Consider the following 13,063-nt stretch of genomic DNA (forward strand, 5'->3'; position numbering starts at 1 on the left):
CGAAACACCGGCCAACGCAGCGCGCCCCTTCGCCGGCAACGCCGGCGCCTACATGCCGTTCACATACCCCTTGAGAAAATCGATCCAGGCCCGCACCTTGCGCGGCACGTGGTTGCTGGCCGGGTACAGTGCATACACGCTCTGCTCGACAAAGCGATACCCCGGCAATGCATCCAGCAGGCGCCCGGTACGCAGGTCGTCCTCGATCAACCAGGCCGGCAGCAGCGCCACGCCCAGCCCCTGCAAGGCGAACGAACGCAGGATCGAGGCATTGTCCGCCACCATCACCGCCCGGCCCGATGGCTCGTACACCGCCGCCTCCCCCCTCTGATCGAGCAACGCCCAACCGGCCTGGCGCTCGAAACGCCCATGCACCAGCCTGGGCAAGGCGTTCACCTGGGCAAGCGTCGCCCCTGGCACGCCCACGCCCGGCGCCATCACCAGGTGCACTGCATAGGTCTCCAGGCACACCCCGCGGTAGCCTGAATCCTGCGCCTGACCCAACCGGATGGCCACGTCGAAGCGCTCCTGCACCAGGTCCGCATGGCTGGTGTGGGTTTCCAGCCGCACGTTGAGCAACGGGTGCTCGCGCATGAACAGCTGCAAGGCCGGCGCCACCACGCGCAAACCGTACTCCACCGTGGAGGTGACCCGCAGGCTGCCCTGCAACCCGCCATGCTCGGCACGCGCCTGCTCGATGGCCAACCGCGCCTGCTCCAGCACCAGCAGGCACTGACGGTAGAAGCCCTCGCCGGCATCGGTCAACGCCACCCGGCGCGTGGTGCGGATCAGCAGGGTCACGCCCAGCTGCGCCTCCAGCTGCTTGATACCGAAGCTGACCGCGGCGCGGGTCTGGCACAGGCGTGTGGCCGCCGCCGTGAACGACCCCGCCTCCACCACGGCGCAAAACAGCTCGAAACGGTCCAGGCTGACCATGCAAAGGCCCCTTGATTGTCAAAATAATTCGACCAATCTGGCAGTATTGCGGGGCTTATTCAATCATCAGCACCGCCCTACACTGCGCCCATCGTTCTCCAGCGGCGCCCCGTCATGCCTTTTCGCAGCAAAGTCAGCCTGATCTTCCTGATGGGTTTTGCCCTCGACCTGCTCAACCTGTTCGTGCTCAACAGTGCCTACCCCGCCCTGCAGCGCCAGCTCGGCGCCTCGGTCACGCAGCTGGGCTGGGTCGGCAACGCCTACATGCTCGGCCTGACCCTGATCATCCCGCTGGGTAACGGGCTGGCGCAGCGCATCGGCGAGCGCGCCACCCTGCTGCTGTCACTGGCCCTGTTCGGCCTGGGCTGTGCCCTGGCAGGCTCGGCCCGGAGCATCGAGGCACTGATCGGCTGGCGCCTGCTGCAGGGCCTGGGTGGCGGCCTGCTGATCCCGGTGGGCCAGGCGCTGGCCTACCGCGCCTGCCCCGCCAGCGAGCGCGCCGGCCTCACCTCGCGGGTGATGATGGTGGCCCTGCTGGTGCCGGCGCTGTCGCCGGCGCTGGGCGGGCTGATGGCCGACCAGGGCGACTGGCGCTGGGTGTTCTTCGCCCTGCTTGCGCCCACCCTGGCGTGCGCCGCGCTGGTGCTGGCCTGGCTGCCCGGCGGTCGGCCCCAGCCCAGCGTACGGCCGGCCCTGGACCTGCGCCTGTTGCGCCAGCCACTGCTGCACACCGCCATGCTCATCTACCTGTGCGTACCGGGCGTGTTCATGGGGATCAACCTGGTGGCGGCGCTGTACCTGCAAGGCACGCTTGGCCTGAGCGCCACTGCCACCGGCGGGCTGATGCTGCCGTGGGCCGCCGGTGCGCTGGCGGCGATCGCCCTGAGCCGGTGGCGCTTCAACGCACTGGGCCCACGCCCGCTGCTGCTGGCCGGCATGGGCATTCAAAGCCTGGCGGTGCTGGCGTTGGCCAGCCCCTGGCTGGTCGCCCACCCCGGTTGGCTGGTGCTGCTGTATGCGTTGCTGGGCCTGGGCAGCAGCCTGTGCAGCAGCACCGCGCAGACAGCGGCGTTCGTGGCGATCCCCGAGGCCGCCATGGGCGCGGCCAGTGCGTTGTGGAGCCTGAACCGGCAGTTGAGTTTCTTTTTCGGGGTGGCGTTGCTCGGCGCAGTGCTCGACTGGCGATTGCCGGGGCCTACAGCCTACGCGCAAGTGCTGGCGCTGGGCGCCGCGCTGACCTTGCTGCCCTTGCCCTGGGTGCTGCGCCTGCCGGGCGCCGGGGCCGTGTTTGTTCAACCTGTGGAGTGAGTGCAATGCCAGAGCGTAATGCAGGGTTTGAGGAGGTGCTGGAGGCGCATGTGCAGATCCGCCAGTGGCTGGCCGGCGAGGCACGGCCGCCGTTGCTGGAGCGCTTTGCCGAGGGGTTCTCGATGTTCACGCTCAAGGGCACGGTGCTCGACAAGGCGCAGCTGGAGAGTTTTTTTGCCCAGGCCTATGGCTCGCGGCCTGGCCTGCGCATCGAGATCGATGAGATGCACGACGTGGCGCCGGGGGTGGTGACCTATCGCGAGCATCAGCAGGATGACAGCGGCCAGACCACGCTGCGCTGGTCGACGGTGGTGTTCGATGGGCAGGGCAAGTGGCTGCATTTGCAGGAGACTGCGGCACTTGCGTAAGCCCATCGCGGGTCAAGCCCGCTCCCACAGGGCCTCGCAGTGGGTGTGGGAGCGGGCTCGACCCGCGATGAAGCCGCCGCGGTCAGGCTTTCTTGCGCGAAGGCGCTGCCTTCCTGGCCGGCGCCTTCTTGCCCCCACCCAGGCTGCGCTTGAGCAGCTCGGTGAGGTCGATGATGTCCGCACCCTTGCCCGCTGCCTGGTCTTCGGGTGCCTCCACGGTGGCGATCTTGCCCTGGCTGGCCTTCTCCTCCACCAGCGCCATGATGGTGTCCTTGAAGTCGTTGTGGTACTCCTGCGGCGTCCAGTGCCCGGCCATGTCCTCCACCAGACGCTTGGCCATCTGCAGCTCCTTCTTGTCCACCGTGGCCGCGCTCACGCTCTTGTCCAGCTCCAGCCCTTCGAGCCCGCGGACCTCATCGGGCCAGCGCAGGGTGATCATCACCAGGGCGTCCTCCAGCGGGCGCAGCAGCGCCAGGTGCTGCTGGGTATGCAGCACCACCTTGGCCAGCGCCACCTTGCCGGTGCTCTCCAGGGTCTGGCGCAGCAGCGCATAGACCTTGCCACCGCGCTTGTCCGGCGCCAGGTAGTACGGCGTGTCGAAGTGCTGCAGCGGGATCTCGTCACTGCCCACGAACGAGAAGATATCGATGGTCTGGGTGGCCTCGGGCCGCGCCTTGCGGATCTCGTCCTCGCTGATCACCACATAGCGGCCCTTCTCGAACGCCACGCCCTTGACGATATGCTCCTTGTCGATCTCCTTGCCGGTGACCTTGTTCACCCGCTTGTAGCCCACCGGGTCCATGCTGCGCTTGTCGAGCCAGTCGAAATCGACCCGGTCGCTGCTGACCGCCGTGGTCAGCGACACCGGGATATGCACCAGCCCGAAACTGATCGCGCCCTTCCAGATCGCCCTGCTGGCCATGCTCGTCTCCTCGCCTAAGGCAATGGGTTGCCACCGGTCACGCCAAACACTTCACCGGTGATGTAACTGGATTCCTGCGACGCCAGCAGCACGTACAGCGGCGCACACTCGGCCGGCTGGCCGGGGCGCTTCATCGGCGTGTGCCCGCCGAAGTCGGGGATCTTCTCCGGCGGCTGCCCGCCGCTGGGCTGCAGCACCGTCCAGATCGGCCCCGGTGCCACCGCGTTGACACGGATGCCGCGCTCGATCACCTGCTTGGCCAGGGCCTTGGTAAAGGCCACGATCGCCGCCTTGGTGGTGGCGTAGTCGAGCAGGGTCGCCGACGGCTGGTACGACTGGATCGATGCGGTGTTGATGATGGTGGCCCCGGCCGGCATCAGCGGCACGGCCGCCTGGCACAGCCAGAACAGCGCGTACACGTTGGTCTTCATGGTGGCGTCGAACTGTTCGCTGCTGACCTGGCCCACCTGCTTGCGCGCCACCTGCTTGCCTGCCACGTTGACCAGGATGTCCAGCCCGCCCAACTGGTCGTGGGCCTGGCTGACCAGTTCGCGGCAAAAGGCCTCGTCCTTGAGGTCGCCCGGCAAGGCGATGGCACGCCGGCCCTCGGCCTCGATCAACTGGATGACCTCCTTGGCATCGCTGTGCTCGATGGGCAGGTAGTTGAGCACGATGTCCGCACCCTCGCGGGCAAAGGCGATGGCCACCGCACGGCCGATCCCGGAGTCGGCGCCCGTGATCAGCGCCTTGCGCCCCTGGAGCCGGCCAAAGCCCTGGTAGCTGTGCTCACCGTGGTCCGGCTTGGGTTGCATGCCGCTGTCCAGCCCCGGCGCCGATTGGCCCTGGGCCGGAAACGGCGGTTGCGGGTACTGGGTCAGCGGGTTGCGCATGCTGTACTGGTTGCTGGGTTTTGGCGTCGACATCGGGATCCTCCGGTACGGTTCAGTGCCTCAGTGCGTGGGGGCCTGCCTGGCGCAGCCGCAGCCACTGGCAGAACAGGGTTTGCCGGCCGGGTGATGATCGGCGCAGGCCTGACAGCAATAAGACTTGCCTTCGCGTTGCACGGGGTTGTCGCCGACCTTGCAGTTGCAGTCCGGGCAGGCACAGGTCTGTTGGTCCATGGTCTTGACTCCTGAAGGTGATGGTCGTCATCGGTGGCGCCGTTTGGCGCCCCTGCAAGAAGTGACCGGCCCGCGCGCGCAATGGTTCAAGGCAGTTGGTCCGCTTGCGGCAAAGCCGATGAAACCCTGGCCGCTTTGTGACCTCCACAGAACACGAGGGGCCCTTTCGCCCCGGTACCGGAGACCGCCATGACAAGCCACCTGGTCAAGCTGTTCACCCAACCCAACTCGGCGTGGGCCGATATTCGCCACGACGAGGAAGCCCACCCGCGTCACTACCTGTCACACCTGCTGTTGCTGGCACTGATCCCCACCGTATGCCTGTTCATCGGGATCACCTCGGTGGGCTGGAGCCTGGCCGAAAACGAGAACGTGCGCCTGAGTGCCAGCAGCGCGTTGCAGCTGTGCATCCTGCTGTTTCTGGCGATCATGGCGGGCACGGTGCTGATGGGGGCATTCATCCGCTGGATGTCGCGTACCTTCGATGCACGCCCCACCCTCAACCAGTGCATCGGCTTTGCCGCCTACACCGCCACACCGTATTTCGTAGCCGGGCTGGCCGGGCTGTACCCGAGCCGTTGGCTGGCGGTCACGATACTGGGCGCGGCCACGGTGTACGCGACCTTTCTGCTGTTCACCGGTCTGCCGACCTTCATGCGCATCCGCAAGGAAGACGGCCTGCTGTACTCGGCCAGCGTGTGGGGGGTGGGGTTGCTGGTGCAGGTGACCATCCTGGTGTCGATGATCCTGTTCTGGTTCAACACCCTGCAACCGGAATACCTGCGCCCGGCCGGCCTGGGCTAGCCGGGCGCATGGGGGTCAGGCGCGGTACAGCCTGCGCGGCTGCAGGCCCATGGTGCGGCGCTCTTCGCGGATCTGACCCACCAGGTCCGCGATGGCCCGCACGTCGGGCAAGGCGCTCAGCTGGATACCCGTGACCGTAAGCTCGGCATACTCGGCATCGGCCGGCAGGTGGATGGTCAGCGCCAATCCGTCGCTGCACGCCACTTCACAGCGCCATGGCAGAAAGGCGCCTTCTATCAGGCGACGCAGTTCCAGATCACACACTCCGTTCATTGGCATGATGCAACCCTCGATGTCTCAGGTGTAACCACTAGTAAGGGCCCCCCGGGCCCGACATTCAAATCGAAAACTCCAATACAGCCCCCGGCATCTGATTGACCGGGGCAATGAAACCGCACCGGCGTGTTCAGCCGTTGCGCGTCACCGTCAGCCCCACCGCTGCAATGCGCTCGACCTGCTCGTAGCCAGGTTCGAGCAGTTGCTCGCCAAACACGTCAGGGTCCAGCTCCTGGTAGTGCCACGACCATTGCGGGGCGGTGAGCTGGGCACGGATGGCGGCAAGGAACGGGTCGTGCCCGTCGACCATCGCCACCCCGGTGTACAGCAGCAGCGTGCCGCCCTGGCTCAGGCGCCCGATTGCCTCGTTGACGATGCGCAGCGACAGGTCGGCGCCCAGGCTGCCGCCACCGTGCCGATAGGCGCGGCGGCCGGCATCGAGCATGTACGGCGGGTTGGCGACGATCAGGTCGAAGTTGCCGGTAATGCCCTGCAGTACATCGCTGTGCGCCACCGACACATTGGCCAGCCCGGCCAAGGCCACGTTGATCGCGCTCAGGCGCAGGGCGTCGGGGTTGATGTCCAGCGCGGTGACCTGGGCATGCCGGCGTGCACGGCCGATCAGTATTGCCCCTACCCCGGCCCCGCAGCCGATATCCACCGCGTGGTTGATTTCGCTGAAGCGGCCCTGCAGGTGGCTGGCGATAAAGTGTGCGAAACGGTAGCTGTCGGGCCCGAAGAACACCGCATCGGCCTGCGTGGTGGGAAAGCCCGAATGCACGAACAGCAGGTCCTCCAGGCTCGACCAGCGCACCCGGCTGCGCCAGCAGTCGCCGTCTTCGTCGAGAATCTGTGCCACGCGCATCTGCGCCAGTTCGTCGGCCGACAGCAGCGAAGCGGTGAACGGACGGTTCCAGCCAAAAATGTCGCGCAGGGTGCGCGCCCGCGCCGCGCTCTGGCGCTCGTTGTTGCGCTGCTGGGTCAGCGGGGTGACGCAGGTGAAGCGGTAGCCGTCGGCCTGCAGGCGCCGGCCCAGTTGCAGCAGGGCCTTGTCCGCTTCAGGCTGGCAGGTGTTCAGCAGCATGGTGCACTCCTTCAGTTTAGGCCGGTGAGCTGGCGGTACATCCGCGTGGCCTGCAGGCCGCGCGGCAGTGCATGGCGGTTGCCGGCCATGGCGTCGATCAGGCGTTCGATACGGCACTGTGCGGGCAGCGCCTGCAGCTCGATGTCGAGCGCGGTGTCGTCCGAAGGCATCGAGGGTTGCAGGGCGCTGCCCTGGGTACGCTCGGGGTTGCCGGCCGGCTGCCAGTCGCCGGCAATCCAGTCATGCAGCAGCTGCTTCTCATACACGCTGAACACCCCGAACATCGCCGCGCCCGGCCCCTCGATCACCTGCCAGAAGCGGCTGAGCTGTGGGTCCTGCCCGCGTTTGATCCAGCCCTTCTGTTCCAGCACGCCAAGAAAGCCCGGCATGCTGCCCGGCTCGGCCAGCCATTGATTGACGGTGCGCCCCTGGAAGCGGCAGTAATCCGAATGCATGTGCTGGCCGAAGGCGCGTTTGCGTTCGAGCAGCGCTACCACCTCGGCCTCCAGGTCAAAGCCTGCGATGATCGCCGCCGAGCCCTGGCCCAGGTCGTTGAGCCGGTAGCCGGCGGCCACGCGCTGGTAGAAACGCCCGTCGTCCTGCTCCGGGCTCAACTGCTGCAGGGCCTGCACGGCCTTGCGTGCATGGCCGCTGCTGGCGTTGTCGATGGTGACGTGCAGGCGAAAGTACTGGGCATCCAGGCCCAGTTCGTCGAGCTCGTAGGCGCTGATCAGCAGGTGCAACGGCAGTTGCTCATAGCCCAGGTTGTAGCCGATCACCTCGGGCAGGAACATGTCGCTGTTGGCCCCCAGCGCCAGTTGCAGGCAGCCTTGCAGGTAACGCTCGTCGGGCAGCGGCACCGGCTCGTGGCAACCGGCCTCGGCCAGCAGGCGGCGATAGATCAGCACATGGTTGCAGGCCGGGTCGCCATCGCCCAGCTCTTCGAGGTAGATACGGATCAGCCCGTGATAGCGCGGGTCGGCCCAGTGTCGCAGCAGCCCGTGCAGCCAGGCGCCGTCCACCGCCTTGGTGGGGGCCACATGGTGCAGAAAGTACAGCGCGTGGGCGCGAGTGCTGAAATAGCGCCGGGGCGCGCCGGCCTTGCGCCCGGCCAGGTACTCGGCGTATTCGCCGGCAACTGCGGCGGTGCGCCGGTCGGTCCACGCGTCCAGTTCGCCCGGGGTTGCCGGCAGGTCGTCCTGCAGACCCTGGGTGCGCAGCAGTTGCTCGGCCAGCCAGGCGGCACTGCCCACCAGGTCACCGCGCAGCAGCGCCTGGTAGCGGTTGAGCAGGTCGCCGGCCTGAACCTGCGCCAGGTCGGCAGTCGGGCGGGTTGCGTTCATCACGGTCATGGCCGTTGTCCTCTTGGCTGCCCCTTGCAGTCGATATGCAAGGGAATGGGCGCTGCGCTGCAAAGTTCCACAGCCCCGCCAAGCGGATGAAAAAGTCGTGCGGGCTTACCGTTCGTCTCATGCACGCAAAGATTTTAAAACTTTGCCCCGTGGCCTATCTCCACACCTATGTGAGGTCCACAAGGCTTCGCATCCCAATGACATGAGGATCAGCATCATGGACAAGAAAGAAAACTCGGGAAACTTTGCCAACGACAAGAACAAGGCGTCGGAAGCCGGCAAAAAAGGTGGGCAGGCCTCCGGAGGCGGCGCTGGCAGCCAGGGCAACAAGAAGCCTGACGCCACCAAGTCTGACACCCGCAAACCAAGTGGTGGTGGTCGTAGCTGACGCTCGAGCGACCGGCGCACCGAGGGTGCGTCGGTCTTGAGGACTCTTGATGAAGCAGTACGTCATCCACTTTCATTGCCCGATCGATCAGGGCACCACCGAGCGCTTTCGCGACCGTTGCCTGCAGGCGATCGACGAAGGGGCCAGCGCCCTGCTGCTCAACCTGTCGACCATCGGCGGCAGCACCCACCTGGGGTTCTCGATCTACAGCTTTCTCAAGTCGCTGCCGGTGCCGGTCAGCGCGGTGAATGCGGGCAACATCGAATCCATGGGCATCGTGATGTACCTGGCCGCCAGCGAACGCCTGGCCGTGCCCCACTCGCGGTTTCTGATCCACCCCATGACCTGGCACTTCAGCCAGAGCGCGGTGGACCACTCGCGCCTGCGTGAATACCTGTCGAGCCTGAACAACGACCTGGAGCGCTATGCGCGGATCTTCGAACTGGAGACCGCCCATGCCGAGCGCAAACTGGACATCATCCACTGCCTGTCGGCCGAGGAACGGGTGATCCCTGCCTACGATTCGCTGGCCTGCGGCATGGCCCACCGGCTGGAACAGGTAGTGTTCGACACCGATGCCCGCCACCTCACCGTCAGCGCCGAACACTGATGTCGAACAATCAGACTGAATTATTTGGTGGCTGGAAGGTACTTAGTTAGGCGGTATGAGTGAACACGCATCGGTCACCACGTTGAAAGGATTTTCAGGGAACCATGAACAACGCAAAACTCTTCGTCATCGACTATCAATTGCACGGCAAACAGAAGTCCTTCGTGATTCGTGCCGAGGCGATGGACAACGCCGAAGCCTGGCACTGGGCCAGCTGTGACGCCGGGGTGGGGCATATTCCGCGCTATGGGCGCGAGAAGGTGAAGAAGGTCAGCAAGCCACTGGCCGAGCGGTACGGAATCACCGAGGTGACGTGGCGCCAGAGCCACTGAGACGGCGCTGCGGTCAGCGCGGGCCAGGCCCGCGCTGACCGCAGCACAACCCGGTCAACCCGGAATCAGCAAGCCGCGCTGCACTGCCGGCCGCGCCAGAAACGCCTCCAGCACGCGTCGAACCTCGACGAACTCTTCGATCCGCACCAGATCCCCCGCTTCGTAGAAACCGATCAGGTTGCGCACCCACGGCAGCGTGGCGATGTCCGCGATGCCGTACTCGCCCATGATCCAGTCGCGCCCGTGCAGGCGCCGGTCCAGCACGCCCAGCAGGCGCCGCGCCTCGTCCACGTAGCGCTGCAGCGGGCGCTTGTCTTCATAGGCCTTGCCGGCGAACTTGTTGAAGAAGCCCACCTGGCCGAACATCGGGCCGATGCCGCCCATCTGGAACATCAGCCACTGGATCGTCTCGTAGCGCGCAGCCGGGTCTTCAGGCAGCAGCTGGCCGGTCTTCTCGGCCAGGTACAGCAGGATCGCCCCCGACTCGAACAGCCCCAGCGGCTTGCCCCCCGGCCCGTGCGGGTCGAGGATCGCGGGGATCTTGTTGTTGGCACTGAGCGAGATGAACTCGGCGCTCAGTTGATCCTCGGTGGCAAAGTCCACCTTGTGCGCCTCGTAGGCCAGGCCCGTCTCTTCGAGCATGATCGACACCTTCACCCCGTTGGGCGTGGGCAGCGAATACAGTTGCAGGCGCTCGGGGTGGCGGGCAGGCCATTTGCGGGTGATGGGGTAGGCAGAAAGATCAGTCATCGGCAGCCTCTGGTTCGGCAGTGGCGCAGGCGCGCACCATCACCCAGTCACGGTGACGTTCCGGCCCGCAGACAAAAATGGCCTCGCCCACCTGGCGGAAGCCATTGCGTTGGTAAAAGCGGATCGCCCGGCTGTTGTGTTCGTTGACCGTCAGGCGGATCGCCCCACCCACCTGGGCCAGGGTGTCCTCGAGCAGGCGCTGGGCCGCGCCCTGGCCATGGTGCTCGGGCAGCACGTAGCAGCGGCTCAGTTCCGGCAGGCCGTCGGCCGCCTCGATACCCAGCGCCTGCGCCGCCTTGTCGATCAGGGTGTAGCCCACCACCACGCCGTCATGCTCCAGCACGCGCAATTGCTTGGCGCGGCTGATCAGGTGCAGGCAGAAGTGTTCGGGCTGAAGATGGCCTCGGATATAGGCGGCAAGCGCCTTGGCCGACGAATCGGCGGGGCTTGCCAGGGCGAAGGTCTGGCTGGCGATGTCGCTGAGGGCTTCAGCATCGGCCGGCCGGGCAGTACGGGTACTGAAAAGCATGCTGCAACATCCTGTCCAACGGGCGAACCTGCATGGTAGCCCGTTCCATCACCGACGCGACAGCACCCTACGCACTCAACGTCGCCGAAACAGCGGCCTGGGCTCGATCACCGAACGCCCGTAGAGCACGCTCATGCCCTGCAGGCCCTTGAGCGCGTCGGCTGCCGACTTGTCCTCGCGCACGGCAAAACTGTCGAAACCGCACTGGCGCATATGGCTCAGCTGGTCGCGCAGCACATCGCCGACGGCACGCAATTCGCCCTGCCAGCCCAGCCGCGTGCGCAGCAGGTAGGCCTGGCTGTAGCCACGGCCATCGCGAAACGAGGGGAAGTCGATGGCGATCAGCGGCAGCACGCCCAGCCACAGCTGCAGCGACTCGACATCGTCATCCGGCCCCAGCCACAGCCCGTGATAACCACTGGGCTGCGCCAGCCAGCGGTGCAGCGGCAAAATCAGCGCGCCCGTCGGCAGCGGCGCCTCCTGCTCGCGCAGCAACTGCCAGCTGTCGCCCTCCACAAGCTGCGCCTGCCCTTGGCGTATCGCGATCACATTGCGCATGTGGACACCTCCGGCTGCCTGGCATAGACGCGCTCCTTGAACGGCTCCAGCCCCACCCGCGCCACGGTGTCGACGAAGGGCTCGTCGAGTTCGCGGTAGGCGCAGTAGGTGGCCACGATCTGCTCGATCACGCGGGGGATCTCGGCGGCGCTGAACGACGGGCCGATCACCTTGCCCAGTGCGCTGGCCTTGCCCTGCGCCCCGCCCAGGGTCACCTGGTACCACTCGCTGCCGTTCTTGTCGACGCCCAGGATGCCGATGTTGCCGATGTGGTGGTGGCCACAGGCGTTGATGCAGCCCGAGATGTTCAGGCTCAGCTCGCCCAGGTCGTGCAGGTAGTCGAGGTCGTCGAAGCGGCTCTGGATGGCCTGGGCGATGGGGATCGACTTGGCGTTGGCCAGCGCGCAGAAATCGCCGCCCGGGCAGGCGATGATATCGGTCAGCAGGCCGATGTTGGCGGTGCCCAGGCCCTGCTCGCAGGCCAGACGCCACAGCGGGTACAGGTCGGCCTTGCGGACATCGGGCAGGATCAGGTTCTGCTCGTGGGCGATGCGGATTTCACCGAAACCGAAGTGCTCCGACCAGTCGGCCACGTTGTCCATCTGCTCGGCGGTGAGGTCGCCGGGGGGCGCCGCCGGGCCGGGCTTGGTCGACAGCACCACGCTGGCATAGCCGGCCACCTTGTGCGGCTGCACGTTGCGCGAGACCCAGCGGGCGAAGGAGCGGTCCATGGCCAGGTGGGTGCCGTAGTCCAGGTCGCCGTCAGGCTGCGCGGCGTAGCATGGCGGCGCGAAGCCTTCGGCCACCCGCTGGAACTCGGCTTCGGTGAGCTGCGCCGGGCCGTCCTTGATGTGTTGCCATTCCTGTTCGACTTCACGGGCAAAGGCCTCGATGCCCAGTGCCTTGACCAGGATCTTGATGCGCGCCTTGTACTTGTTGTCGCGCCGGCCATGGCGGTTGTACACCCGCAGGATGGCCTCGACGTACGACAGCAGGTGCTCCCACGGCAGGCCCTCGCGGATCTGCAGGCCCAGGATCGGCGTGCGCCCCAGGCCGCCGCCGACCATAACCCGCAGGCGCATCTGCTGGCGCCCGTCGCGGTAAAGGTACAGGCCGATGTCGTGCATCATGATCGCTGCGCGGTCCTGGCGGGCCGAGCAGATGGCGATCTTGAACTTGCGCGGCAGGAACAGGAACTCGGGGTTGATGGTCGACCACTGGCGCAGGATCTCGGCCAGCGGGCGCGGGTCGATGATCTCGTCGGCGGCGACGCCGGCGAAGGCCTCGGTGGTGATGTTGCGCACGCAGTTGCCGGAGGTCTGGATCGCATGCATGTCGACCTCGGCCAGGCGCTGCAGGATATCCGGCACCTGGGCCAGTTCGACCCAGTTGAACTGGATGTTCTGGCGCGTGGTGAAGTGGCCGTAGCCGCGGTCGTAGTCGCGCGCGATGCTGGCCAGGGTGCGCATCTGGCGGGCGCCGAGGGTGCCGTAGGGGATGGCCACGCGCAGCATGTAGGCATGCTTTTGCAGGTACAGGCCATTTTGCAGGCGCAGTGGCAGGAATTCTTCTTCGCTCAGTTCACCGGCAGTGAAGCGCTGCACCTGGTCGCGGAACTGGGCTACGCGCTCGAACACCAGTGCACGATCGTATTCGTCGTAGTGATACATGGTCGGACCTCATCAGGGAGGCCGCTACTATGGCTTCGAGGTGTACTGGGTTACA

The 13,063-nt window shown here is 66.2% G+C and carries 17 protein-coding genes; 6 read left to right on the top strand and 11 right to left on the bottom strand.

The window, feature by feature from the left end:
* Nucleotides 1-48: 48 nt before the first annotated feature.
* Complete coding sequence (locus tag DN387_RS05765) at nt 49-936, bottom strand: LysR family transcriptional regulator (RefSeq protein ID WP_043860033.1); 888 nt, start codon at nt 934-936, stop codon at nt 49-51.
* Nucleotides 937-1,050: 114 nt separating this feature from the next.
* Between DN387_RS05765 and DN387_RS05770 the strand changes: the two genes are divergently transcribed.
* Nucleotides 1,051-2,244, top strand: coding sequence for an MFS transporter (locus DN387_RS05770; protein WP_054914436.1), 1,194 nt, complete (start codon nt 1,051-1,053; stop codon nt 2,242-2,244).
* Nucleotides 2,245-2,249: 5 nt separating this feature from the next.
* Nucleotides 2,250-2,612: a hypothetical protein gene (locus tag DN387_RS05775; protein WP_054914435.1), complete on the top strand. Its 363-nt coding sequence runs from the start codon at nt 2,250-2,252 to the stop codon at nt 2,610-2,612.
* Nucleotides 2,613-2,694: 82 nt separating this feature from the next.
* On the opposite strand, the gene DN387_RS05780 is transcribed toward DN387_RS05775, so the two are convergent.
* Genes DN387_RS05780 through DN387_RS05790 form a run of 3 tightly spaced genes read right to left on the bottom strand, consistent with a single transcriptional unit; the run spans nt 2,695 to nt 4,655 of the window.
* Complete coding sequence (locus DN387_RS05780) at nt 2,695-3,534, bottom strand: Ku protein (protein WP_043860036.1); 840 nt, start codon at nt 3,532-3,534, stop codon at nt 2,695-2,697.
* Between the two features lie 14 nt (nt 3,535-3,548).
* Nucleotides 3,549-4,457: an SDR family oxidoreductase gene (locus DN387_RS05785; RefSeq protein ID WP_043860037.1), complete on the bottom strand. Its 909-nt coding sequence runs from the start codon at nt 4,455-4,457 to the stop codon at nt 3,549-3,551.
* 27 nt (nt 4,458-4,484) lie between these two features.
* Entirely contained in the window at nt 4,485-4,655 is a 171-nt protein-coding gene (locus DN387_RS05790) for a metallothionein (protein ID WP_043860038.1), read from the bottom strand.
* A gap of 189 nt (nt 4,656-4,844) precedes the next feature.
* Between DN387_RS05790 and DN387_RS05795 the strand changes: the two genes are divergently transcribed.
* A complete protein-coding gene (locus DN387_RS05795) occupies nt 4,845-5,459 on the top strand; it encodes a Yip1 family protein (RefSeq protein WP_054914434.1) in 615 nt (204 codons plus the stop codon).
* Between the two features lie 15 nt (nt 5,460-5,474).
* Here DN387_RS05795 and DN387_RS05800 read toward each other — a convergent pair whose 3' ends face one another.
* The 3 genes from DN387_RS05800 to DN387_RS05810 form a co-directional block, all read right to left on the bottom strand.
* Nucleotides 5,475-5,738 (bottom strand): DUF1652 domain-containing protein, encoded by a 264-nt coding sequence (locus DN387_RS05800; RefSeq protein ID WP_043860040.1) that lies wholly within the window; start codon nt 5,736-5,738, stop codon nt 5,475-5,477.
* A gap of 127 nt (nt 5,739-5,865) precedes the next feature.
* The gene (locus tag DN387_RS05805; protein ID WP_043860041.1) at nt 5,866-6,819 is read right to left on the bottom strand and encodes a class I SAM-dependent methyltransferase; all 954 of its coding nucleotides are present in this window, start codon (nt 6,817-6,819) and stop codon (nt 5,866-5,868) included.
* Between the two features lie 11 nt (nt 6,820-6,830).
* Nucleotides 6,831-8,171: an iron-containing redox enzyme family protein gene (locus DN387_RS05810; protein ID WP_054914433.1), complete on the bottom strand. Its 1,341-nt coding sequence runs from the start codon at nt 8,169-8,171 to the stop codon at nt 6,831-6,833.
* A gap of 217 nt (nt 8,172-8,388) precedes the next feature.
* On the opposite strand from DN387_RS05810, the gene DN387_RS05815 reads away from it, so the two are divergent.
* The 3 genes from DN387_RS05815 (at nt 8,389) to DN387_RS05825 (ending at nt 9,501) form a co-directional block, all read left to right on the top strand.
* Nucleotides 8,389-8,559: a KGG domain-containing protein gene (locus DN387_RS05815; RefSeq protein WP_078481227.1), complete on the top strand. Its 171-nt coding sequence runs from the start codon at nt 8,389-8,391 to the stop codon at nt 8,557-8,559.
* Between the two features lie 49 nt (nt 8,560-8,608).
* Nucleotides 8,609-9,169, top strand: coding sequence for an ATP-dependent Clp protease proteolytic subunit (locus DN387_RS05820; protein WP_043860043.1), 561 nt, complete (start codon nt 8,609-8,611; stop codon nt 9,167-9,169).
* A gap of 104 nt (nt 9,170-9,273) precedes the next feature.
* On the top strand, nt 9,274-9,501 hold the full coding sequence (locus tag DN387_RS05825) for a DUF6555 family protein (protein ID WP_043860044.1): 228 nt from the start codon (nt 9,274-9,276) through the stop codon (nt 9,499-9,501).
* 54 nt (nt 9,502-9,555) lie between these two features.
* Here DN387_RS05825 and DN387_RS05830 read toward each other — a convergent pair whose 3' ends face one another.
* From DN387_RS05830 to DN387_RS05845, 4 genes are all read right to left on the bottom strand, one after another.
* Nucleotides 9,556-10,251, bottom strand: a complete 696-nt coding sequence (locus DN387_RS05830) for a glutathione S-transferase N-terminal domain-containing protein (protein ID WP_043860045.1) — start codon at nt 10,249-10,251, stop codon at nt 9,556-9,558.
* Complete coding sequence (locus DN387_RS05835; RefSeq protein ID WP_043860046.1) at nt 10,244-10,780, bottom strand: GNAT family N-acetyltransferase; 537 nt, start codon at nt 10,778-10,780, stop codon at nt 10,244-10,246. The genes DN387_RS05830 and DN387_RS05835 overlap by 8 nt, the downstream gene beginning before the upstream one ends.
* A gap of 75 nt (nt 10,781-10,855) precedes the next feature.
* Nucleotides 10,856-11,338: a DUF934 domain-containing protein gene (locus DN387_RS05840; RefSeq protein WP_043860047.1), complete on the bottom strand. Its 483-nt coding sequence runs from the start codon at nt 11,336-11,338 to the stop codon at nt 10,856-10,858.
* Complete coding sequence (locus tag DN387_RS05845; protein ID WP_043860048.1) at nt 11,326-13,008, bottom strand: nitrite/sulfite reductase; 1,683 nt, start codon at nt 13,006-13,008, stop codon at nt 11,326-11,328. The genes DN387_RS05840 and DN387_RS05845 overlap by 13 nt, the downstream gene beginning before the upstream one ends.
* Between the last annotated feature and the right edge of the window lie 55 nt (nt 13,009-13,063).

It is taken from the genome of Pseudomonas sp. FBF18 (assembly GCF_024261405.1).
Taxonomy (GTDB): Bacteria; Pseudomonadota; Gammaproteobacteria; order Pseudomonadales; family Pseudomonadaceae; genus Aquipseudomonas; species Aquipseudomonas palmensis.